The 20,570-nt window shown below is 62.4% G+C and carries 19 protein-coding genes; 9 read left to right on the top strand and 10 right to left on the bottom strand.

What is annotated here, in order from left to right:
* Positions 1 to 163 precede the first annotated feature (163 nt).
* The 3 genes from prmC to hisS form a co-directional block, all read right to left on the bottom strand.
* Positions 164 to 988 carry a peptide chain release factor N(5)-glutamine methyltransferase gene (prmC, locus tag ACM64M_RS11000; RefSeq protein WP_416228735.1) on the bottom strand — a complete coding sequence of 275 codons (825 nt, stop codon included), beginning with the start codon at positions 986 to 988 and terminating at the stop codon, positions 164 to 166.
* An 8-nt stretch (positions 989 to 996) separates the two neighbouring features.
* A complete protein-coding gene (prfA, locus tag ACM64M_RS10995; RefSeq protein WP_416228734.1) occupies positions 997 to 2,064 on the bottom strand; it encodes a peptide chain release factor 1 in 1,068 nt (355 codons plus the stop codon).
* 315 nt (positions 2,065 to 2,379) lie between these two features.
* Positions 2,380 to 3,615 carry a histidine--tRNA ligase gene (gene hisS / locus ACM64M_RS10990; protein ID WP_416228733.1) on the bottom strand — a complete coding sequence of 412 codons (1,236 nt, stop codon included), beginning with the start codon at positions 3,613 to 3,615 and terminating at the stop codon, positions 2,380 to 2,382.
* 109 nt (positions 3,616 to 3,724) lie between these two features.
* Between hisS and ppa the strand changes: the two genes are divergently transcribed.
* Positions 3,725 to 4,264: an inorganic diphosphatase gene (gene ppa, locus ACM64M_RS10985; RefSeq protein ID WP_416228732.1), complete on the top strand. Its 540-nt coding sequence runs from the start codon at positions 3,725 to 3,727 to the stop codon at positions 4,262 to 4,264.
* Positions 4,265 to 4,285: 21 nt separating this feature from the next.
* Here ppa and ACM64M_RS10980 read toward each other — a convergent pair whose 3' ends face one another.
* The gene (locus ACM64M_RS10980) at positions 4,286 to 4,642 is read right to left on the bottom strand and encodes a hypothetical protein (protein WP_416228731.1); all 357 of its coding nucleotides are present in this window, start codon (positions 4,640 to 4,642) and stop codon (positions 4,286 to 4,288) included.
* A 253-nt stretch (positions 4,643 to 4,895) separates the two neighbouring features.
* On the opposite strand from ACM64M_RS10980, the gene lptB reads away from it, so the two are divergent.
* The 3 genes from lptB to ctrA all read left to right on the top strand — a co-directional run bounded on the left by lptB (position 4,896) and on the right by ctrA (position 8,198).
* A complete protein-coding gene (gene lptB / locus ACM64M_RS10975) occupies positions 4,896 to 5,732 on the top strand; it encodes an LPS export ABC transporter ATP-binding protein (RefSeq protein WP_416228730.1) in 837 nt (278 codons plus the stop codon).
* A gap of 11 nt (positions 5,733 to 5,743) precedes the next feature.
* Positions 5,744 to 7,297: an RNA polymerase factor sigma-54 gene (rpoN, locus tag ACM64M_RS10970; protein ID WP_416228729.1), complete on the top strand. Its 1,554-nt coding sequence runs from the start codon at positions 5,744 to 5,746 to the stop codon at positions 7,295 to 7,297.
* A 205-nt stretch (positions 7,298 to 7,502) separates the two neighbouring features.
* Positions 7,503 to 8,198 carry a response regulator transcription factor CtrA gene (gene ctrA / locus ACM64M_RS10965; protein WP_416228728.1) on the top strand — a complete coding sequence of 232 codons (696 nt, stop codon included), beginning with the start codon at positions 7,503 to 7,505 and terminating at the stop codon, positions 8,196 to 8,198.
* A gap of 61 nt (positions 8,199 to 8,259) precedes the next feature.
* Here ctrA and ACM64M_RS10960 read toward each other — a convergent pair whose 3' ends face one another.
* Positions 8,260 to 9,477 (bottom strand): mechanosensitive ion channel family protein, encoded by a 1,218-nt coding sequence (locus ACM64M_RS10960; protein ID WP_416228727.1) that lies wholly within the window; start codon positions 9,475 to 9,477, stop codon positions 8,260 to 8,262.
* Between the two features lie 99 nt (positions 9,478 to 9,576).
* On the opposite strand from ACM64M_RS10960, the gene trmB reads away from it, so the two are divergent.
* The 3 genes from trmB to ACM64M_RS10945 all read left to right on the top strand — a co-directional run bounded on the left by trmB (position 9,577) and on the right by ACM64M_RS10945 (position 12,202).
* Positions 9,577 to 10,290 carry a tRNA (guanine(46)-N(7))-methyltransferase TrmB gene (gene trmB / locus ACM64M_RS10955; RefSeq protein ID WP_416228726.1) on the top strand — a complete coding sequence of 238 codons (714 nt, stop codon included), beginning with the start codon at positions 9,577 to 9,579 and terminating at the stop codon, positions 10,288 to 10,290.
* Between the two features lie 49 nt (positions 10,291 to 10,339).
* Positions 10,340 to 11,569 (top strand): DUF917 domain-containing protein, encoded by a 1,230-nt coding sequence (locus tag ACM64M_RS10950; RefSeq protein WP_416228725.1) that lies wholly within the window; start codon positions 10,340 to 10,342, stop codon positions 11,567 to 11,569.
* Between the two features lie 132 nt (positions 11,570 to 11,701).
* Complete coding sequence (locus ACM64M_RS10945; protein ID WP_416228724.1) at positions 11,702 to 12,202, top strand: DUF892 family protein; 501 nt, start codon at positions 11,702 to 11,704, stop codon at positions 12,200 to 12,202.
* 70 nt (positions 12,203 to 12,272) lie between these two features.
* Here ACM64M_RS10945 and ACM64M_RS10940 read toward each other — a convergent pair whose 3' ends face one another.
* Complete coding sequence (locus ACM64M_RS10940) at positions 12,273 to 14,534, bottom strand: NADP-dependent malic enzyme (RefSeq protein ID WP_416228723.1); 2,262 nt, start codon at positions 14,532 to 14,534, stop codon at positions 12,273 to 12,275.
* A 149-nt stretch (positions 14,535 to 14,683) separates the two neighbouring features.
* Here ACM64M_RS10940 and mutS point away from each other — a divergent pair, with 149 nt between their 5' ends.
* Positions 14,684 to 17,335, top strand: a complete 2,652-nt coding sequence (gene mutS, locus ACM64M_RS10935; protein WP_416228722.1) for a DNA mismatch repair protein MutS — start codon at positions 14,684 to 14,686, stop codon at positions 17,333 to 17,335.
* Between the two features lie 47 nt (positions 17,336 to 17,382).
* A complete protein-coding gene (locus tag ACM64M_RS10930; RefSeq protein WP_416228721.1) occupies positions 17,383 to 17,862 on the top strand; it encodes a hypothetical protein in 480 nt (159 codons plus the stop codon).
* A gap of 47 nt (positions 17,863 to 17,909) precedes the next feature.
* On the opposite strand, the gene ACM64M_RS10925 is transcribed toward ACM64M_RS10930, so the two are convergent.
* The 4 genes from ACM64M_RS10925 to gluQRS all read right to left on the bottom strand — a co-directional run bounded on the left by ACM64M_RS10925 (position 17,910) and on the right by gluQRS (position 20,567).
* Positions 17,910 to 18,779, bottom strand: coding sequence for a 3-hydroxyacyl-CoA dehydrogenase NAD-binding domain-containing protein (locus ACM64M_RS10925; protein WP_416228720.1), 870 nt, complete (start codon positions 18,777 to 18,779; stop codon positions 17,910 to 17,912).
* Between the two features lie 103 nt (positions 18,780 to 18,882).
* Complete coding sequence (locus ACM64M_RS10920) at positions 18,883 to 19,449, bottom strand: cob(I)yrinic acid a,c-diamide adenosyltransferase (protein WP_416228719.1); 567 nt, start codon at positions 19,447 to 19,449, stop codon at positions 18,883 to 18,885.
* 16 nt (positions 19,450 to 19,465) lie between these two features.
* Positions 19,466 to 19,699 (bottom strand): hypothetical protein, encoded by a 234-nt coding sequence (locus ACM64M_RS10915; RefSeq protein ID WP_416228718.1) that lies wholly within the window; start codon positions 19,697 to 19,699, stop codon positions 19,466 to 19,468.
* Between the two features lie 25 nt (positions 19,700 to 19,724).
* Positions 19,725 to 20,567, bottom strand: a complete 843-nt coding sequence (gene gluQRS / locus ACM64M_RS10910) for a tRNA glutamyl-Q(34) synthetase GluQRS (RefSeq protein ID WP_416228717.1) — start codon at positions 20,565 to 20,567, stop codon at positions 19,725 to 19,727.
* Between the last annotated feature and the right edge of the window lie 3 nt (positions 20,568 to 20,570).

Below are 20,570 nucleotides of genomic sequence, written 5' to 3'. Positions count from 1 at the left end.
GTTCAGGACAGACCAAGGGTGTGACCCGCATGGTCAATTCAGACAGTAGTTCGGAGCTTGACCTCACCGATCTGCGCATCACGCGCCCTTCGGCAGGTCTGCACCCGAATTAGCGAGCCTGATTGCATTTGCCAAGCCCAACCGGCGTTTTGCCGCAATTTCGTTACCAAAGAACCACAGCGCGTGGTCGATTTGCAAGATCATGGCGCAGTTCCGCGTGGAATCCGTGGGCCTGAGCCAGCGCGGTGATCGCATCGCCCTGAATGAAACCAATTTCAAATATCGCCGCGCCGCCGGGCTTCATCAAAGCGCGGAGCTGCGGGATCAGGATCCGGTAATCATCCAGCCCGTCCGGCCCGGCAAACAGCGCGCCTGCCGGTTCATGGTCGCGCACATCAGGCGCCAGCTCGGCCGCATCCTCGACATAGGGCGGATTGCAAAGGATCAGGTCGAACCTGTCCAGCTCCTTTGCCCAGCCTGCCGCGCGCCAGTCGAGGCGGCGAAACTGCGCGCGCTCTGCCCCAAGGCCGAGGCGGCGCGCGTTGCCCTCCGCTGTATCCAGCGCGGGCTGCGACCTGTCGGTGCCGACGCCCTGCGCAGCGCCCAGTTCCAGCAGCGCGGTTACCAGCAACGCCCCCGATCCCGTTCCCAGATCGAGCACCAGCGCGGCATCTGCGGCCACCTCCAGCGCCGCCGCAATCAACGTCTCGCTATCCCCGCGCGGGATCAACACATCGGGCGTCACGCGAAATTCGCGCCCGTAAAATTCCTGATGGCCCAGAATATAGGCGACCGGTTCATGCGCGGCGCGGCGTTCGATCAGCGCGGCAAAGCCCTCGGGCACAGACGCGCCCATCGCCCGCAGCAGCATGTCCGACCGGCTGATCCCCAGCGCCTGCGCCATCAACAATTCGGCATCAAACCGCGCGGTGTCGCTGGTGGCGGCAAGGCGTGTTGCAGCGGCGCGGATGGCTTCAGCGACGGTCACGCTGCCCGTCACTCGCTTAGCGCCGCCAGCCGCTTGCCCTCGTCCTCGGAAATCAGCGCGTCGACCAGTTCGGCAAGCCCCGGCCCGGCGAGCACTTCTTCCAGCTTGTGCAGGGTCAATCCAATCCGGTGATCGGTCACGCGGCCTTGCGGGAAATTATAGGTGCGGATGCGTTCGGACCGGTCGCCGCTGCCGACCATCGCCTTGCGCGCTTCGGCTTCGGCACCCTGAGTGGCTTCGCGCTGCGCATCATAGAGCCGCGTGCGCAGCACTTGCATCGCCTTTTCCTTGTTCTTGTGCTGGCTGCGGCCGTCCTGACACGTGACCACGGTGTTGGTCGGCAAGTGAGTAATCCGTACCGCCGAATCGGTGGTGTTAACGTGCTGGCCGCCCGCGCCGCTGGCCCGGTAGACGTCGATCTTGAGGTCCTTTTCCTCGATCTGCACGTCGACCTCATCCGGCTCTGCGAGCACCGCGACTGTCGCGGCAGATGTGTGGATGCGCCCGCCGCTTTCGGTCGCGGGCACGCGCTGCACCCGGTGAACGCCGCTTTCAAACTTCAGCTTGGCGAACACGCCGGTCCCGGCAACATTGGCGACGATTTCCTTGAAGCCTCCAACCTCGGAGGCATTCATGCTGACCGGCTCCACTTTCCACCCCTGTTCGGCGGCAAAGCGTTCGTACATGCGGAACAGGTCGCCCGCGAACAAGGCCGCCTCATCGCCGCCCGTCCCAGCGCGGATTTCGAGCATCGCTGGCTTGGCATCGGCGCTGTCGCGCGGCAGCAGCGCCACGGCGAGCGCGCGTTCTTTTTCGGGGATTGCAGCGCGGATCGCGGCGAGTTCTTCCTCCGCCATGGCCTTCATTTCCGGGTCAGCGAGCATGTCCGCCAGATCGGCCATCTCGGCGCGCATCGCCTGCACCTCCAGCGCCAGCTTTGCCACCGGTTCCAGCTCGGCATAATCGCGGCTGGCCTGCACGAAAGCATCGCCTTCGAGCGTGCCAGACGCCATCCGCGCTTCCAGCTCGGCAAAGCGGTGGGTGATCTGGTCAAGGCGTTCGGCGGGTATGGTCAAGCGGGTTCTCTGGCATTTCTGCTTGACACATTTGACAGGGTGTCAAGCAGGGTTTTGGGGGTTAGGTGTTTGTAAACAAGAGGTTTTCAGTCAAAAGGCGCGGTTGACACTTTTCCAACGCTTTTTCTTTTCCTCGGGCCCTTCTTCACGTCAGGATGTCATAGCGGAGATTGGGCGATGTAGGAAAGCGGGCGTTTCGCAACCGTCATTCCCACGCTCGTCATGCTGAACTCGTTTCAGCATCCATTGCGCGGCTTCGGGCCGCAGTTGATGCGGCGCGATGGACCCTGAAACGAGTTCAGGGTGACGTATTTGCTATGTGTAGGTCTGCAATGCTGCAGACACATTGGGATCAAGTTCATCCCCTGAAAACCCGTAGTAGCCCGATGCGTTGACCCGCAAGATTGCACGCGGCTGCTGCCTTACGGCTTTTTCGTATCGCTTCTTGGGTGATCCCGTGGCCATGATCTCTGCGACAATTCCTGCGGTCCTGAGATGGGCTAGCAACGCATAAGCCGCGCCCAGCCCTGAATCGTCTTCCACAAGCACCATTGCTTCCAGCGGCGCTTCCTCCCGCACCCCCACCAGCATCGCCAGCCGCTCTATCCCCGCGGCCCAGCCGACCGCCGGCGTCGGCGCGCCGCCGAGCGATTCCATCAGCCCGTCATAGCGCCCGCCGCCCAGCACCGTGCTTTGGCTTCCCAAAGCCGCTGCTGAGGCGCTGCCTTCGTCGGGAATGAATTCGAACGCGGTGTGACGGTAATAATCGAGCCCGCGCACGAGGCTTTCGGCGCGCGTCCAATTCACCCCGGCGGCGTCCAGCCCACTGGTGACGGCGGCGAAAAAGGCGCGCGCCTCGTCCGACAGAAAGGCGTCAATCCGGGGTGCGTCGCTGAGAAACGGCTTGTCGCGAGGGTCTTTGCTGTCGAGAATCCGCAGCGGGTTCTTCTCCAGCCGCTCCTGCGATTCCTCGGACAGTTGATCCTTCACGCCAAGGAAATATTCCACCAGCGCCGCGCGCCATGCATCGCGGCTTTGTGCGTCTCCCAGCGTGTTGAGGTGCAGGGTGACGCCTTCGATACCCAGCTCTTTCAGCAATTGATCCGCCATCGCCAGCAATTCGACATCGGCCTGCGGTTCGCCCGCGCCGATAATCTCGGCGTCGATCTGGTGGAACTGGCGATAGCGGCCCTTTTGCGGGCGTTCGTAGCGGAACAGCGGGCCGTGGGTGGCGATCTTTAGCGGGGCATATTGCTGCCAGCCATTGGTGAGGTAAGCGCGCGCGATCCCGGCGGTGAATTCGGGGCGCAGGGTCAGCGAATCGCCGCCGCGATCCTCGAACGAATACATTTCCTTCGACACCACGTCGGTCGTCTCGCCAAGGCTGCGGGCGAACACTTCGGTCTTTTCAAACACCGGAAATTCGGCGCGGCGAAACCGATAGAGTTTGCGCACGCGCTCAAAGGTTTCGGCCACAAAGGCGAACGCCTCGGCCTCTGCACCGAAAATGTCCTGGGTGCCGCGAATGGCCTGGGGGGTATTTTTGCTCATGGAGGCCGCGATTAGGCTACACTCGAACTTGCCGCAATATCCAGAGGCCGCTAACGGCGGGGGCACGCCTTTTGGGAGAGGGGCCGATCATCACTAGCAGGAACCCTTAATGCGCATCGACATGATCCCAACTGGCAGCAATCCGCCCGATGACCTCAATGTCATCATCGAAGTCCCGACCGGGGGCGAGCCGGTGAAATATGAATTCGACAAGGCTTCGGGCGCGTTGTTCGTTGACCGGATCCTGCACACACCGATGCGCTATCCGGCGAATTACGGATTTGTCCCGCACACGCTCAGCCCCGATGGTGATCCGCTGGATGCGCTGGTGATTGCGCGCTCACCGTTCATTCCGGGCTGCGTCGTGCGCTCGCGCCCGATTGGGGTGCTCAATCTTGAAGATGAACATGGCGGCGATGAAAAACTGATCTGCGTGCCGGTCGACACGACTTTCCCATATTATTCGGACGTCGGAGAGACCAAGGACCTGCCGTCAATCATCATGCAGCAGATCGAGCATTTCTTTACCCATTACAAGGATTTGGAAGCCGAGAAATGGGTGCGGATTGGCAAATGGGGCGACCGTGCCGAAGCGCGTCAGATCGTGATGGAAGCAATCGAGCGGGCGGCCAAGGAAGCCAAGGCTTAGGCCCCGCCTCAGGCTCAGCCGCTAGAAAATTGTCTTGAACAGCGCGGTCAGCGCCACCGGCAGACAAAGCGCGAGCGCCCATAGACCGATCGTGTCGCGGCGGAACGCGGCGGCATAATCTTCGTCGGCGGCCTGTTCGTCGGAGAGATGCGACCAGCGCTTTTCAAACCAGCGGCACAGCGGAATGATCGCTGCCACCAGCACCACCAGCGCAAAATAGGGCATGAGCGATGAGAAACCTTCGCCGAGCGCCTTCACCGTGAGAAATATCTGCAAGATGGTGTAGATGACGAGAGCGTAGGCGACATGATCGCTCATCGCCTTGCGCCAGTCGCGGGTCTTGCCCGCTACGCTTTGGTGCTTTGCCAGCTCTCGCATCAATCCGCTCCCCAACGGTTTCCAGTTGTATATGAGTATCTCAAAACCGGGGAAGACTTGCAAGCTTCGTAACCATACCGCAACAATCTTACAATCGCTGGGGGAGCAACGCGCGCATCTTGCTGGAAAGTCTGGTGTTTTATCACTGGCGCGCTGCGATGACTGGCAGACAGGCGTGCTCAAAGCAAAAATCTTGCCAAAACGTCGCATCGCGCTCTTTCCTGCGCAGCCGACAATGCTAAGGCATGGCGTCATGAGCGATTCACCCTCTCTGGACGATCCCGCCTACGTTGCAAACGGATCCAACGCGGCGGTCGATGGTGCCGCTGCGTCCGCCGCTGCCGCTGATGCCTCCGCGCCGCTGCCCGGAGGCGGGCTCGAAGTCATTTCCATCGCCAAAAGCTATGACAAGCGCGCGGTGCTGACCGACATTTCGCTGACCGTGGCCAAGGGCGAAGTGCTCGGGCTGCTCGGTCCCAATGGCGCGGGCAAGACCACCTGTTTCTATTCGATTATGGGGCTGGTGAAGCCCGATTCGGGCCGCATCCTGATGGACGGCGAGGATGTGACCAATCTGCCGATGTATCGGCGCGCGATCCTGGGGTTGGGCTATCTGCCGCAGGAAACCAGCATTTTTCGCGGGATGACCGTCGAGCAGAACATCAATTGCGTGCTCGAAATGGTTGAGCCTGACGGGGCCACCCGCGCCGCCGAACTGGAACGGTTGCTCGATGAATTCGGCCTTGCGCGGCTGCGCGAAAGCCCGGCCATGGCGCTATCGGGGGGTGAGCGGCGGCGCTGCGAGATTGCCCGCGCCTTGGCTGCAAAGCCTTCAATCATGCTGCTTGATGAACCCTTTGCCGGGATCGATCCGCTGTCGATCAGCGATATCCGCGATCTGGTGAAGGATTTGAAACGGCGCGGGATCGGGGTCCTGATCACCGATCACAATGTCCGCGAAACACTCGACATCGTTGACCGCGCCTGCATTATATATGGCGGGCAGGTGCTGTTTGCGGGCACCCCGCAGGCGCTGGTTGCGGATGAAAACGTAAAGCGTCTTTATCTTGGCGAGAGCTTCACGCTCTAACGGCTGCTGCGATGGCAATTGGTCCACGCCTCGATCTTCGCCAATCCCAGCAATTGGTGATGACGCCGCAATTGCAGCAGGCGATCAAACTGCTTGCGGCCTCCAATCTTGAAATTGAGAGCTTCATCGCCGACGCGCTCGAAGCCAATCCCTTGCTCGAAGCGGGGGCGGTCTCGCGAGAGGCCGGGGAGCCGGATGGCGAGAGTGATGTTCCGCGCGAGGAGTTCACCGCCGATCAATTGATTGCGCAGGGTCAGGGCGAAGGCGACGCCCCGCTCGACATTGATACCAGCGCGCTCGACCGCGACCGCGATACGGGTGACGGCGACCCCGGCGTTGGCGGCAGCAGCGGCGATGGTGCCCGCAATAGCGATGCGGAATGGGCCAACGCTGAATGGGGCGGCGCGATTGGCGATGGGGCCGGCAGCGCGGGCGGGGGCGCGGAGGATTATTCGGGCATCGAATCCGCGCGCGCCGCCGAACTGTCGCTGAGCGAACATCTTGATCGGCAAATCGGCGGGCTGGCGGTCAATCAAGGCGAGGTCCGCGCCGCGCGCCACATCGCAGGATTGCTGGATGAGGCGGGCTATCTCACCACCGATCTGCGCGACATCGCCTATGATCTCGGCATCACGCTCGATCAGGCGGAGGATGCGCTTGAAGTGGTGCAGATGTGCGATCCCACCGGGGTCGGGGCGCGCACTCTGGCCGAATGTCTGGCGCTGCAGGCGAAAGAGGCGGACCGTTACGACCCCTGTATGCGCGCGTTGATCGACAATCTCGATCTGGTTGCCAAGGGGGAGGTCGCCCGGCTCAAACGCATCTGCCAGGTCGATGACGAAGATTTTGCCGACATGCTGCGCGAATTGCGTTCCTATGATCCCAAGCCCGGCCTCGCCTTTGCCGCGGTAACCAGTGAGGCGGTGATCCCCGATGTCCTGGTCACCCGGAACGATAGCGGCGGCTGGGACATCGCGTTGAACGAGGCCACCTTGCCGCGTCTGATCGTCAATCGCAGCTATTATGTCGAACTCAGCGCCGGTGCACCCAGCGAAGAGGCGCAGGGCTGGCTCAAGGAAAAGCTCGCCGATGCGCATTGGCTCATCCGCGCGCTCGACCAAAGGCAAAAGACGATCCTCAAGACCGCCGCCGAAATCGTGAAGCAGCAGGACGGTTTCTTTCGCCGCGGCGTATCCGAGCTGCGCCCGCTGACCTTGCGCGAAGTGGCCGAGAAAATCGACATGCATGAAAGCACTGTCAGCCGGGTCACCAGCAACAAATATCTGAACTGCGACCGGGGCTGTTTTGAGCTCAAATATTTCTTTACCAGCGGGGTTGGGTCAAGTGACGGCGAAGGTGCCTCGTCTGGAGCCATCAAGGCCCGGATCAAGGCGCTGACCGATGCCGAGGACGCCAAAAAGGTGCTGAGCGATCAGGCGCTGGTCGAGATGCTCAAGGCCGAAGGATTTGACCTCGCCCGCCGCACCGTCGCCAAATACCGCGAGGCCGCAGGGATCGGGTCAAGCGCGCAAAGACGGCGGCACAAACGGCTCGAAAGCCTCTGAACCGATCCCGATCTGGCCCCGACCTGCCGCCGAATCATCACGCCATTCGTTACGTAGTGCCCGCGCGACTCGCCGGAATTGCTGGGTTTACGCAAAATTAACCTTTTCCGTTCAGACCTTGTGTGGTTAATAGAGGGCAATGTCTCTTATCGAGATGTTACCGCGCACATGATGTCCGCCATACGGGGCAATTAGGGGACCACACATGCGAGTGCTGCTGATTGAGGACGAGCCGACAACGGCGAAGGCCATCGAGCTCATGCTCACCACCGAAGGTTTCAACGTCTATTCGACCGACCTCGGCGAAGAGGGCTTGGACCTCGGCAAGCTGTATGATTACGACATCATCCTGCTCGATTTGAACCTGCCCGACATGCATGGCTATGACGTGCTGAAGAAATTGCGCGTCGCCAAGGTGCAGACCCCGGTGCTGATCCTGTCCGGGATCGCCGAGATGGATTCAAAGATCCGTTCGTTCGGTTTTGGCGCAGATGATTACGTGACCAAGCCGTTTCACCGCGAAGAATTGGTCGCGCGTATTCACGCTGTGGTGCGCCGCTCAAAAGGCCACAGCCAGTCGGTCATCCGCACCGGCAAGCTGGCGGTGAACCTCGATGCCAAGACGGTCGAAGTCGACAGCGCCCGCGTGCATCTGACGGGCAAGGAATATGCGATGCTAGAGCTGCTCAGCTTGCGCAAAGGCACCACGCTGACCAAGGAAATGTTCCTCAACCACCTGTATGGCGGCATGGACGAACCCGAACTCAAGATCATCGACGTGTTTATCTGCAAGCTGCGCAAGAAGCTCAGCCATGCGTGCGGCGGTGAGAATTATATCGAAACCGTCTGGGGCCGCGGCTATGTGCTGCGCGATCCCGACAGCCAGGCCGAAGCGGCGTAGGCCACGCTTTCATCGATCCGGAATCCAAAAACGCCCGGGGCCTCGCGCCTCGGGCGTTTTGCTATTCATCTGGTTCGGCAAAGGCCCTCGCCATGTCGTGCCCGCTCGGCTCCTGAAACAATCTCAAGCCAAACGCCGGAATGATCGCCAGCAGATGATCGAAAATATCGGCCTGAATGCCTTCGTAAATGCCCCATGAAGTGGTGTTGGTGAAGCAATAGACCTCCAGCGCGATGCCCTGCGGACCCGGCTCCAGCTGGCGCACCATCAGGGTGAAATCCTCGGCAATGCTTGGGTGCCAGCCAAGATAGGCGGTGATATAGGCGCGCAAAGTGCCGATATTGGTCAGCCGCCGCGCGTTGACCGGCGCGTCTTCACCCGATAGCTCGCGCGCGTTCCATTCGGCAATTTCCTCGCGCTTGGCCGCCAGATAGGGTTCGAGCATCTTGAACTTCTTGAGCTCGTCCACCTCTACCTCGGTCAGGAACCGGATGCTGTTCTGGTCGATAATCAGCGACCGTTTGATCCGCCGCCCGCCGCTTTCGCTCATCCCGCGCCAGTTCTGATAGGCGTCGGATACCATCCGGTGGGTCGGGATGGTGATGATTGTCTTGTCGAAATTCTGCACCTTCACCGTATGCAGCGAGATGTCGATGACATCGCCGTCGGCGCTCATGCTGGGCATGGTGATCCAGTCGCCGACGCGCAGCATATCGTTGGTGGTCAGCTGAACGCTGGCGACCAGGCTGAGGATCGTGTCCTTGAACACCAACAGCAGCACGGCGGTGATCGCGCCAAGACCCGACAGCAGCAGCAGCGGTGACTGGTCAATCAGCACCGCGATCAGGATAATCGCCGCGCCGCACAGAACGAGGATCTTCACAACCTGCACAAACCCCTTGATCGGGCGGTTGCGTGATCGCGGCAGGCGTTCGTACAGCTCGTTGGCGTAGGTCAGCGACTTGACAATGGCCATCGCCACCGAAATCACGATCAACGCCTGTGCGGTGTTGCTAACGAGAGTGTAAACCTCTTGCGGCAGGTGCGGGACCAGCGCGATCCCGCGCGACACGACCAGCAATGGCGCAGCGGTGGCCAGCCAGGTTGCCGCCTTGTCGATCGTCTTGGTCTGGCGGTCGAGGTATGGGGCCGCCAGCCTCAGGATCACATGTTTGAGCACATAATTAAGCGCCAGCGAGGCCGCCGCTAATAGAGCAAGGCCGATCAGGGATTGCAGCCACAGCGGCTGCGCGGCGAATGTGCGGGAGAGTTCTTCCATATCTACGCCGCTCTATAGGGATGTGTCCGGTGCCCTCAACCCGCGGTCCCCATATTCTTATCTGGACAGGTCCCGCCTTGGCAGACTAGCGGGCACGGCATGACGGCATTTAAGGAAGGCGATCCCACCACGCTCAGCCGGCTGTATGGCCGCAGCCAGGGCAAGCCGTTGCGCGCGCGTCAACAGGGGCTGGTTGACACTTTGCTGCCCAGGATCGCCGTCCCGACCGAAGGGCCGGTGACGGCAGCGGGGTTGTTCGGGGATGGCGCGGATGGGGATCGGCCGCTGCATTTCGAGATTGGCTTTGGCGGGGGCGAGCATCTGGCCTACCGCGCCGATCTGCTGCCCGATCACGGGTTTATTGGCGCAGAGCCTTACCTCAACGGCGTGGCGCAGGCGCTCACCCATATTGAGGATGACCGGCTCGCCAATGTGCGGCTGCATCACGGTGACGCGCTAGGTGTGCTGGAGCGGATACCCGACGGCGCGCTGACGATGGTCTATCTGCTCCACCCCGACCCTTGGCCCAAAGCCCGCCACGCCAAGCGGCGGATGATGAACGACGGGCCGCTGCAGATGATCGCCGCCAAGCTGAAGCCCGGCGGCGAGTTTCGGTTCGGCACCGATCACGCGGTCTATCTGCGCCACGCGCTGATGGTGATGCAGCGCCATACGGACGCATTCGAATGGGTCGCAGAAGGCCCCGCAGACTGGCAGAACCGCCCCAGCGGCTGGTGTGAAACCCGCTACGAACACAAGGCCCGCACGGTATTTGGCCATGAGGTGTGGTACTTCCGATTTCGGCGGCGGTGATTGCAATCCCCGCAGCGGCGCGCCAAGCTCGCCGGAAAAAGGGGCTCCAATGGCATCACGGCGGCAATTTCTTGGCGGACTGGCAATCGCAACTGGGGCGCTGGCGGCATGCCGCGAGACTGCTCCGGGTGAAGGCGGCGGGGTGCCACGGGCCGTCCGCGACGACGCTGCCCCGCTCGATGCCGAAGCGCTCGAAGACGCGCTGGTCGGCAGTTCCTATCTCGGCACCGGGGGCGGGGGCAGCCTTGCCGAGGCGCGCGCCCTGATCGCCGGGGATCTAGCCGCAGGCCTTAGTTTTTCTGCCCTGCCCGTTACCGCTCTGTCCGACAGCGACCGGGTTGCGTGCCCGTATGGCCTTGCGAGCCTCGCGCCGGCCAGTGACGCAATGCAGGCGCGGCTCGATGGAATCGAAGGGCGCATCGATAGTCCCGTCCAGGCCGCGTTCGAGACGCTCGAAAAGCACATAGGACAGAAATTCTCCGCCGTAATCCTCGGGGAAATCGGGCCGTTGAGCCTTGCCGAGGGTCTCTCCATCGCCGCGCGGCTGGGCGTTCCTGCGCTCGATGCCGATACGGTTGGTCGCGCTGTACCCGAGATCAATCAGCATTCGGTCAAGGTCGCTGGCATCCCTCTCACACCAATCGGCGCGGCGACCCCGTTCGGGGATGAGATGGTGGTCGGCCAGCTCGGCGATCCGACCCGCGCAGAGGATATCCTGCGCGCGGTAGCGGTTGTGAGCCGGGAATGCGGTGTGACCGACAGCCCGATTACCGGGCGTCAGGCAAAGCGTGCGGGAACGCTGGTGCAGGGCAGCCTCACCCTCGCCCGTTCGATCGGTGCGGCGGTGCGCGAAGCCAAGGCCGTAAACAGCGACCCGATCGAGGCTGCGCGCAAGGCGGGTGACGGCTACCTGCTGTTCACCGGCACGGTCAGCGATTTCGACTGGCGCGACGAGGACGGATTTTTGATGGGAGAGGTCACAATTGTCGGAACCGGCGCGTTCGCTGGCCAGACTTTCCTGAGCGACTACAAGAACGAACACCTCGTCGCGCGACGCGACAGCGCAGTAGTCGCGACCTGCCCCGACCTCATCTCGGTGATCGACCTTGTGACATACGACGGGGTCAACAATCCCGACTTCACCAAAGGGCAGGAGGTAGCTGTGCTCGGCTTCCGCTGCGACCCGTTATGGCGCAGCAAAGCAGGACTCGCAGTCTTCAGCCCGCGCTATTTCGGGTATGATTTGGACTATGTGCCAATCGAAACGATCCTGAAATAGCGCCCACATTTTGCCCGAGCTTACCGCGGACGCTGTCTTATATATCGGTATTTTAAAGACTTTTTCGGAACAATCGGTAAGGTCCGCGCATTGATTAGGTATACGTCAACTCGAACGAAGGGACGAACCACAATGACTATCCGCACTCTTACCGACCTCTATATCGACCAGCTGCAGGACATCTACAGCGCCAACAAGCAGGCGCTCGATGTGACCAAGCAATTGCACGATACGGCAACCTCGCGCGACCTGAAAACCGCGCTCGCGGACGGCGCCCAGGGCATTTCGCAGGGCATGGAGCAGGTCAAGGGCCTGATCCGGAACCGCGATGCCGATCCGACAGCAGAATTCTGCAAGGGCATGGAAGGCCTCGTCAAGGAAGCGAAGGCACATGCGATCAACGCCGACATCGCAGATCGCGATGTACGCGACGCCTCGATCATCGCCCAGTATCAGCGCATGGCGCACTACGCGATGGCAGGATACGGTACCGCGACCGCCTTCGCCGAACGGCTTGGCTTTGACGGTGATGCAGCAACCCTGCGCCGCTGCCTCGAAAATACCCGCAGCGGCGATGTCCGTATGACCGGTGTCGCCGTGGCAGAGGTCAACAAGGAAGCGATGGCCGCATAACGCCAAACACATCGGTCGCATCAGACCGAAAGCAAACAAGGGCCCGGCATCAGACCGGGCCTTTTTTGCGTCAGCCCACCACCCCCGCGCTGGTCAGCACCGCCAGCGTCAGCACATCGGGTGCGGCGGCGGTCATGGGGACAATCTGCACGGGCTTTTCCATTCCGATCAGCATTGGTCCCACCGTTGTGTTCGCGCCCAGTTCGCGCAGCAGCTTGGCCGACAGATTCGCCGATTGCAGGCCCGGCATGATCAACACATTGGCCGGAGCCGACAGGCGGCTGAAAGGATAGAGCGCCATCACCTTGGGGTTGAGCGCGGCGTCGGGGGCCATTTCGCCCTCATATTCGAAATCACAGCCGTCGCGGTCGAGGATCGCGACCGCTTCGCGGATATTGCTGAGCCATTGGCCCGAAGGGTTGCCAAAGGTCGAATAGGATAGAAACGCGACGCGCGGTTCGTGGCCCATGCGGCGGGCGACGGCGGCGGTTTCCTTGGCGATATAGGCCAGTTCAACCGAGTTGGGCCGTTCGTTGATCGTCGTATCGGCAAGGAAGGTGGTGTGGTTCTTGCCGATCATCATGTGGATACCGAACGGCAGCGCATCGGTCTTTTTATCGAGCACCATATTCACTTCGCGCACGGTCTGGGCATAGGTGCGGGTCAGGCCCGAAATCATCCCGTCACCGTGACCCAGCGCAACCAGCAGCGCAGCAAAGATGTTGCGTTCCTGATTGACCATGCGGCGCACATCGCGCTCGGTATAGCCGCGGCGTTGCAGGCGTTTGTAGAGGAAATCCACCATCGCCGGGATATGCGGGCTGTCAGCCGAGTTCTGAATGTCGAAACTGCCGGGATCGGAAACCGAAAGCTGGTGCAGCTTGTCCATCACCGCTTTGGTCCGGCCCACCAGAATTGGTTCGCCATAGCCGAAATCGCGGAATTGGATCGCGGCGCGCAGCACCACTTCCTCTTCGGCTTCGGCAAACACCATCCGCTTGGGATTGTTCTTTGCCTCGTTGTAAACCCCGGTCAGCACTGAAGTGGTCGGATTGAGCCGCGAACGCAGCTGCACGCGATAGGCGTCGAAATCGTCGATGCGGCTCTTGGCGACGCCCGAATCCATCGCTGCCTTGGCCACGGCAGAGGACACGACTTCGATCAGGCGCGGATCAAACGGGGCCGGAATGATGTAATCGGTCCCGAATTTCTGGTTCTTGCCGTAAGCGGCGGCGACTTCTTCGGGCACCTGCTCGCGCGCCAGTTCGGCAATCGCGGTGGCGGCGGCGACCTTCATTTCTTCATTGATCGTGGTCGCCTGCACATCGAGCGCGCCGCGGAAGATGAAGGGGAAGCCCAGCACATTGTTGACCTGGTTGGGGAAATCGCTGCGCCCAGTGGCGATGATCGCATCGGGGCGCACGGCCTTGGCTTCGTTGGGCATGATTTCCGGGGTCGGGTTGGCCATCGCAAAGATGATCGGTTTGTCCGCCATGTCGGCGACCCATTCGGGCTTGAGCGCACCGGCTGCCGACAGGCCGAGGAAGATATCCGCGCCTTTCAGCGCCTCTTCAAGAGTGGTGGCGTCGGTGGCAACCGCATGGGCGCTTTTCCATTGATCGACCCCGCTGCGGCCCGGCGTGATCGGACCGCTGCGGTCGCACATGATGACGTTTTCGTGGCGCACGCCGATCGCCTTGATCAGAGCGGTGCAGGCGATTGCCGCCGCGCCCGCGCCATTCACCACAACCTTGACGTCTTCCATCTTGCGGTTGGTCAGATAACAGGCGTTGAGCAGACCCGCCGCAGTGATGATCGCGGTGCCGTGCTGGTCATCATGCATGACGGGGATATTCATGCGTTCGCGCAGCGCGGCTTCGATGATGAAGCATTCGGGCGCCTTGATGTCCTCAAGGTTGATCCCGCCAAAGCTCGGCTCCATCAAGGCGACCGCGTTGATGATCGCTTCGGGATCTTCAGTGTCGAGTTCGATGTCGATCGAATCAACATCGGCAAAGCGTTTGAACAGCACCGCCTTGCCCTCCATCACCGGTTTCGACGCGAGCGCGCCGAGATTGCCGAGACCGAGGATCGCGGTGCCGTTTGAGATAACCGCAACCAGATTGCCTTTGGCGGTGTACCGCATGGCTAGCGCGGGGTCTGCGGCGATGGCCTCGACCGGGACCGCGACGCCCGGCGAATAGGCGAGGCTGAGATCGCGCTGCGAGGTCATCGGTTTGGTTGCGACGATCTCGATCTTACCGGGGCGACCCGATTCGTGATAAAATAGCGCCTCACGAGCGGTAAAGCCGCCCTTGTTTTCATCAGCCATGATAAACCCCCCTAAAATCCCACCAATTGCACGGTTTGCACGTTCTCCCCGGCTTAGCCCGCTCCCGGCGCAGATGATAGAGGCCAAGTGCGTTGAAAAAAGCGTGGATGCCCGTTCCGAATCATTCCCGCGCTCGCTAGGCGGGTGCAATGGCCGAAAAAGACCTCCAGGAATCTGAAAACAGGCCGACTCCGATGATGGAGCAATATCTCGCGCTGAAACGCGAGGCAGGCGATTCGCTGCTGTTTTACCGGATGGGCGATTTCTTCGAGCTGTTCTTTGACGATGCCAAAGTGGCCGCAGAGATCCTCGACATTGCGCTGACTGCGCGCGGTCAGCATGGCGGCGCGCCGGTGGCGATGTGCGGGGTGCCGGTCCATTCGGCGGAAGGCTATCTTGCCCGGCTGATCAAGGCCGGTCAGCGGGTGGCGATTGCCGAACAGGTCGAAACCCCGGACGAGGCAAAGGCGCGGGCAAAGCGCGAAGGCCGGCCCGCTTCCAAAGCGCTGGTCGCGCGCGCCATTGTGCGGTTCGTCACGGCGGGAACGCTAACCGAAGAAGCCTTGCTCGAACCGCGCCGTGCCAATGTGCTGGCGGCGCTGGCCGAGGTGCGCGGGGTGATCGGCCTTGCCAGCTGCGACATATCGACCGGCGCGATGGTGCTGGAGGAAGCCGCGCCTGAGATGCTGGGCGCGCAACTGGCGCGGCTTGGCGCGACCGAAGTGGTGGTGCCCGAAGACTGGCCGCACGGGCCGGAAGATGCAACGCTCCGCACCCATAGCGATTTTTCCAGCGGTGGCGGCGCAGCGCGGCTTTGCGCCCAGCACGGGGTTGCAACGCTCGACGGCTTCGGCGAATTTTCGCGCGCGATGCTGGCGGCGGCGGGCGGATTGATCGCCTATCTTGACCATGTCGGGCGCGGGTCCATGCCGTTGATCCTGCCGCCGGTGGCGCGCAGCGCTGCGGCCTCCATGGCGATGGATCAGGCGACGCGGGCCAGCCTCGAAATCCTTGAAAGCGCAGGCGGAGGGCGTGCAGGCAGCCTGATCGCGGCGCTGGATCGCTGTTCGAGCGGGGCGGGATCGCGGCTGCTTGCCGAAGACCTCGCCGCACCCTTGCTCGACCGCGCCGCAATTGAAGACCGACTGGCGCTGGTGGGGTTCTGGCGCGAGCGGCCAATTGAACGCGCGAACCTGCGCGATTGCTTGCGCGCGCTGCCTGATATGGGCCGGGCGCTGGGCCGGATCGCGGCGGGCCGGGGCAGTCCGCGCGACCTGGGGCAAATCCGCGACGGGTTGGAAGAGGCCCGGCGACTGCACGATTGGTTGTCGAAAGAGGCCGATGCACCGGCGCTGCTGCGGGCGTTGTTGCCCCGGCTGACCGGCCACGGCGCGCTGACCGATCTGCTCAGCCGGGCGCTGGTCGCCGCTCCGCCGACAGAGCGCTCAAACGGCGGTTACATCGCGCCGGGCTATGACGCCAGCCTTGATGAGCTGCGCGATGCGGCGGGCAATTCGCGGCGCGCGATTGCGGCGATGGAGGCGCGCTATCGCAGCGACACCGGGATCGCCGCGCTGAAGATCAGGCACAACGGCGTGCTCGGCTATTTCATCGAAGTGCCCAGCCGCCACGGCGATGCGCTGATGGCGGCAGACAGCGGCTTTACCCACCGTCAGACGATGAAAGGCGCAGTGCGGTTCAATTCGCTCAGCCTGCACGAAGAGGCATCGCGGATTGCCGAGGCTGGCGGGCGCGCGCTCGCCGCCGAAGAGGCGCATTTCGAGGAACTGACCGGCGCCATCATCGCCGCGCGCGAAGGCATCGCCGCCACCGCCGCCGTGCTTGCCCGGATCGATGTCAGCGCTGCCAATGCCGAACGCGCCGCCGAGGGCGATTGGTGCCGCCCGGACGTGGAGGAAGGGCGCGGCCTGACGATCACCGGCGGGCGGCACCCAGTGGTCGAGGCGGCGCTGGCCAAGGCCGGGGAGCGGTTTGTGGCCAATGATTGCGCTCTCAATGAAAGCGATCATTTGTGGCTGATTGGCGGGCCGAACATGGGCGGCAAATCGACCTTTCTGCGGCAGAATGCGCTGATCGTGCTGATGGCACAGGCGGGGTGCCATGTGCCTGCAACCGCGGCGCGGATCGGGCTGGTCGACCGATTGTTCAGCCGCGTCGGCGCGTCGGACAATCTGGCACGAGGGCGCTCCACCTTCATGGTCGAAATGGTCGAAACCGCGGCGATTCTTGCGCAGGCGACCCCGCGCAGTTTCGTGATTCTGGATGAGGTCGGGCGCGGCACATCGACCTATGACGGGCTGGCGCTGGCCTGGGCGGTGGCCGAAGCGATGCATTCGCGGATCACTTGCCGGTGCCTGTTCGCCACGCATTATCACGAATTGGCGCGGCTGGCGGAAAGCTGCGCCAATCTCTCGCTGCACCATGTCCGGGCGCGCGAATGGAAGGGCGATCTGGTGCTGCTGCACGAATTGGCCGATGGCCCGGCGGACCGTTCCTACGGGCTGGCGGTGGCTAAATTGGCGGGGGTGCCCGATGCCGTGGTCGAGCGTGCGCGGCAGGTCTTGCACAGGCTGGAGGAGGCACGCAGCGAAACCGGCGGACTGGCGCGGGGGCTGGGCGAATTGCCGCTGTTCGCCGCCGCCGCAGCGCAGGCGCCGACCCCGTCAGCGCCGTCGGCAGCAGAGGCGCTTGCCGCCCGGCTGCGCGACACCGATCTCGACGCGCTCAGTCCGCGCGGCGCGCTCGACCTGCTGTATGAATTGAAGCGCGAGATTGATTGAAGCGGGCTTGCACCAAACCTTAACCCTCTGCGGGTTATATCTGCCCTATGTCGAAAAGCATGTTTGCCAATCCCAAAGCCGCGCTGGGTTTCGCCGGGGTGACGATCGCCATCGGCGTCGCTGCGTCTTTCGCGGCGAGCGCATTTCTGCCGCAAGCAGCCGTTGAACCCGAAGTGGTTGCCCAGCCCGAAGCCGAGGCCGCCAAACCCGCACCTGCGCAGCCAGCGCCGCAGACCGCATGGGCGGATGATGGCTATGCCGATGACTGGAATGCTTCCTCTGTCGATACGGCCAGCGCCTTTGGCAGCGGAGCGGCCGGGCCGATGCCCAGCGAACAGCCTGAATTTGGCGATTATTCCGGTTCGGGCGCGCAGGAAGACATGCGCAGCGAAGCGCGGGGCGGCTCCGCAACTCAGCGGTCACGGCAGGGCGACGGGCCGCGCATACAATCAGGTGCGGCAGCCAATGCTCCGCCGCTGGAAAGATCCGGTGGCAACGAATCCGCTTCGCTTGAACGGGTAGAATAACCCGCGAAACCCGCGCCCGAAGCCGGCGCCCGAAACCGGTCTGGGATTTACCGCGTGGGGACCGGCGCATCGCCCGTGTAATCGTAGAAACCGCGACCCGTCTTGCGGCCCAGCCACCCAGCCTCGACATATTTCACCAGCAGCGGCGCGGGACGGTATTTGCTGTCGCGAGTGGTTTTGTAGAGCACCTTGATAATGTCGAGACAAGTATCAAGCCCCACGAAATCAGCGAGTTGCAGCGGCCCCATCGGATGATTGAGGCCAAGGCGGCAACCCTTGTCAATATCCTCGATCCCCGCCGTCGATTGGCCCAGCACAAACACCGCCTCGTTGATCATCGGCAGCAATATGCGGTTGACGACAAAGCCGGGTTCATCCTGGCTCAGCACCACTTCCTTGCCCAGACCTTCGGCGAAACCGACGATGCGGTCGGTGGTCGCCTGCGCGGTGGCGAGGCCGGGGATGACCTCAATCAGGCCCATGACCGGCACCGGATTGAAGAAATGCAGCCCGATAAAGCGCGCCGGATCGGGCGAATGGTTGGCCATCCGGGTGATCGGGATCGAAGACGTGTTCGACGCCATGATCGCGGTCGGCGCGAGCACTTTGCCAGCGTTGTCAAAGATCGCCTGCTTGATCGGCTCCTTCTCTGTCGCCGCCTCGATAATCAGTTCGGCGCTTTCCATCGGGGCGTAATCGGCAACCGGCGTGATTCGCGCCAACAAGGCTTCGGCAGCGTCGGCTTCGATCTTGCCGCGCCCGACCAGTTTGGTGACAGCCTGTTCGATCTTGCCCTTGCCCGCCTCAGCCGTGGCCAGATCAATATCGGAGAGCATGACCAGCATCCCCTGCGCCGCAATGGTCTGAGCGATCCCGGTTCCCATCTGACCGGCCCCGATGACGGCAATGTTCCGCATGGCAATATGTCCTTCGCAAGTGCAGCAAAGCGCGCGTGGTAGCGAGGAAGCGCTAGCGTGGCTAGCGTCGTTTTGTCGAGGTCACATAGGCACGGCGCAGCCTTTAGCGATTGGCGCCGGGAACCCACTTTACATCGCGCTGGCCATTGTCGTTGACGACCCGGCCCAGCACGAAAAAATAATCCGACAAGCGATTAATATAGGCCAGCGCTGCGGGATTGACGGGCGCTTGTTCCGCAAGCGCGGTCATCGCGCGTTCGGCGGCGCGGGTGCTCGACCGGGCCAGATGCAGCCGCGCGGCAAGCTCTGTCCCGCCGGGCAGGATAAAGCTGGTCAGCGGAGCAAGGTCTTTGTTCAGCGCGTCAATCCGCTGCTCCAGCCAATCGGTCTGCGCCGCAACAATCCGCAGCACCATTTCCGACGGAGTGAAGTCGTCGCCGGGCGTCGCCAGATCCGCGCCCAGATCGAACATGTCGTTCTGAATGCGCGCAATATCGGCGGCGGGTTGATCCGACATCAGGATCGCCGCAAAACCGATGGCGCAATTTGCCTCATCGACCGCGCCGATGGCTGTCATCCTCGCCGAATGTTTGGGCGCGCGCGATCCATCGACAAAGCCGGTGGTGCCGTCATCGCCGGTGCGGGTGTAAATCTTGTTGAGCTTGACCATGGATGCGCGCTGCGGCCTAGCTGCTGGCCAGCAGACCGATGACCGCGACCACTGCGATGGCGGCGGCCTGATATTTGATCCGCGCGAACATTGCCTTGTTCTGCAGCAATTGCATTTCGGTGACGGTTTCGCCTTCGCCGGTTTCAAGGTCGATCTTGGTTGTTTTCAGGAAGGCAATGATCCCGCGCACCAGTGATACGACGACGAGGATGCACAGCCCGATGAGCAGGGGGATGAGGATATAGTTCATACCAGACATTATGGCCGTCTTCGCGTTAAGTTCCAGCCTTCGTTTTATGCAATCGCAGTTGCGCGGCAAGCGCGAGTCCATCCTCGCCGCTTTCGCGCCGGTCAGACAGCGCAGGCGATCCGCGCCGCTTCGCCAGTTTGCGGCCTTCTGGGTCAAGCAACAGGTCGTGATGATGCCAAAGCGGCACGGGCAGCCCCAGCAGGGCTTGCAGCACCCGGTGGATATGGCTCGCGGTGAACAGATCGGCCCCGCGCGTCACAATGGTCACTCCGTCGGCGGCATCGTCCAAAGTCACCGCGAGATGATAGCTGGCGGGCGCATCCTTGCGCACCAGCACGACATCGCCAAACCCGCTCAGATCGGCGGCGGCGGGCCCGGCGGCGGCATCGTTCCAGATCAATTCGCCGACCTCACGCAGGGCTTTGTCAGCATCCAGCCGCAGTGCAGCGGGCAGCGCGGGGTCAGCAGGGCCGTGTTTGCAGGTGCCGGGATAGATCAGCCCCTCTTCACCTTCGCGCGCACCGGCATCCTCAATCTCCTTGCGAGTGCAGGTGCAGCGATACAGCAATCCGCGCGAAGCCAGTTCGTCCGCAGCCGCCGCATAGCTGGCCAGCCGGGTTGATTGCGCGGGCACTTCGTCCCATTCGAGACCCAGCCATTCGAGATTGCGCCGGTAATCGTCGATCAGATCAGGGCGCGACCGGGCACCGTCGATATCTTCGATCCGCAGCAGGAATCTTCCGCCAGCCGCGCGGGCAATATCATGCGCGAAAATCGCCGACCACGCATGGCCCAGATGCATCGGCCCATTGGGGCTAGGGGCAAAGCGGGTGACCACGGGGGGTGGGGGTTCTGACGAGGCGGTCATCAT

This window comes from Qipengyuania sp. ASV99 (assembly GCF_047872805.1).
In the GTDB taxonomy this organism is placed as follows: domain Bacteria; phylum Pseudomonadota; class Alphaproteobacteria; order Sphingomonadales; family Sphingomonadaceae; genus Erythrobacter.
The sequence above is the reverse complement of the archived record's forward strand: the minus strand, read 5'-3'. Positions and strand labels throughout refer to the sequence as shown.

Coding starts and splice junctions, on each gene's coding strand:
- hisS (WP_416228733.1), bottom strand. CDS start 3,615: ATGAGCAAAAATACCCCCCAGGCCATTCGCGGCACCCAGGACATTTTC.
- ACM64M_RS10960 (WP_416228727.1), bottom strand. CDS start 9,477: ATGGAAGAACTCTCCCGCACATTCGCCGCGCAGCCGCTGTGGCTGCAA.
- mutS (WP_416228722.1), top strand. CDS start 14,684: ATGGCCGAAAAAGACCTCCAGGAATCTGAAAACAGGCCGACTCCGATG.
- ACM64M_RS10920 (WP_416228719.1), bottom strand. CDS start 19,449: ATGGTCAAGCTCAACAAGATTTACACCCGCACCGGCGATGACGGCACC.
- ACM64M_RS10925 (WP_416228720.1), bottom strand. CDS start 18,779: ATGCGGAACATTGCCGTCATCGGGGCCGGTCAGATGGGAACCGGGATC.
- gluQRS (WP_416228717.1), bottom strand. CDS start 20,567: ATGACCGCCTCGTCAGAACCCCCACCCCCCGTGGTCACCCGCTTTGCC.
- ACM64M_RS10915 (WP_416228718.1), bottom strand. CDS start 19,699: ATGAACTATATCCTCATCCCCCTGCTCATCGGGCTGTGCATCCTCGTC.
- lptB (WP_416228730.1), top strand. CDS start 4,896: ATGAGCGATTCACCCTCTCTGGACGATCCCGCCTACGTTGCAAACGGA.
- ctrA (WP_416228728.1), top strand. CDS start 7,503: ATGCGAGTGCTGCTGATTGAGGACGAGCCGACAACGGCGAAGGCCATC.
- trmB (WP_416228726.1), top strand. CDS start 9,577: ATGACGGCATTTAAGGAAGGCGATCCCACCACGCTCAGCCGGCTGTAT.
- ppa (WP_416228732.1), top strand. CDS start 3,725: ATGCGCATCGACATGATCCCAACTGGCAGCAATCCGCCCGATGACCTC.
- ACM64M_RS10950 (WP_416228725.1), top strand. CDS start 10,340: ATGGCATCACGGCGGCAATTTCTTGGCGGACTGGCAATCGCAACTGGG.
- ACM64M_RS10980 (WP_416228731.1), bottom strand. CDS start 4,642: ATGCGAGAGCTGGCAAAGCACCAAAGCGTAGCGGGCAAGACCCGCGAC.
- ACM64M_RS10945 (WP_416228724.1), top strand. CDS start 11,702: ATGACTATCCGCACTCTTACCGACCTCTATATCGACCAGCTGCAGGAC.
- ACM64M_RS10930 (WP_416228721.1), top strand. CDS start 17,383: ATGTCGAAAAGCATGTTTGCCAATCCCAAAGCCGCGCTGGGTTTCGCC.
- rpoN (WP_416228729.1), top strand. CDS start 5,744: ATGGCAATTGGTCCACGCCTCGATCTTCGCCAATCCCAGCAATTGGTG.
- ACM64M_RS10940 (WP_416228723.1), bottom strand. CDS start 14,534: ATGGCTGATGAAAACAAGGGCGGCTTTACCGCTCGTGAGGCGCTATTT.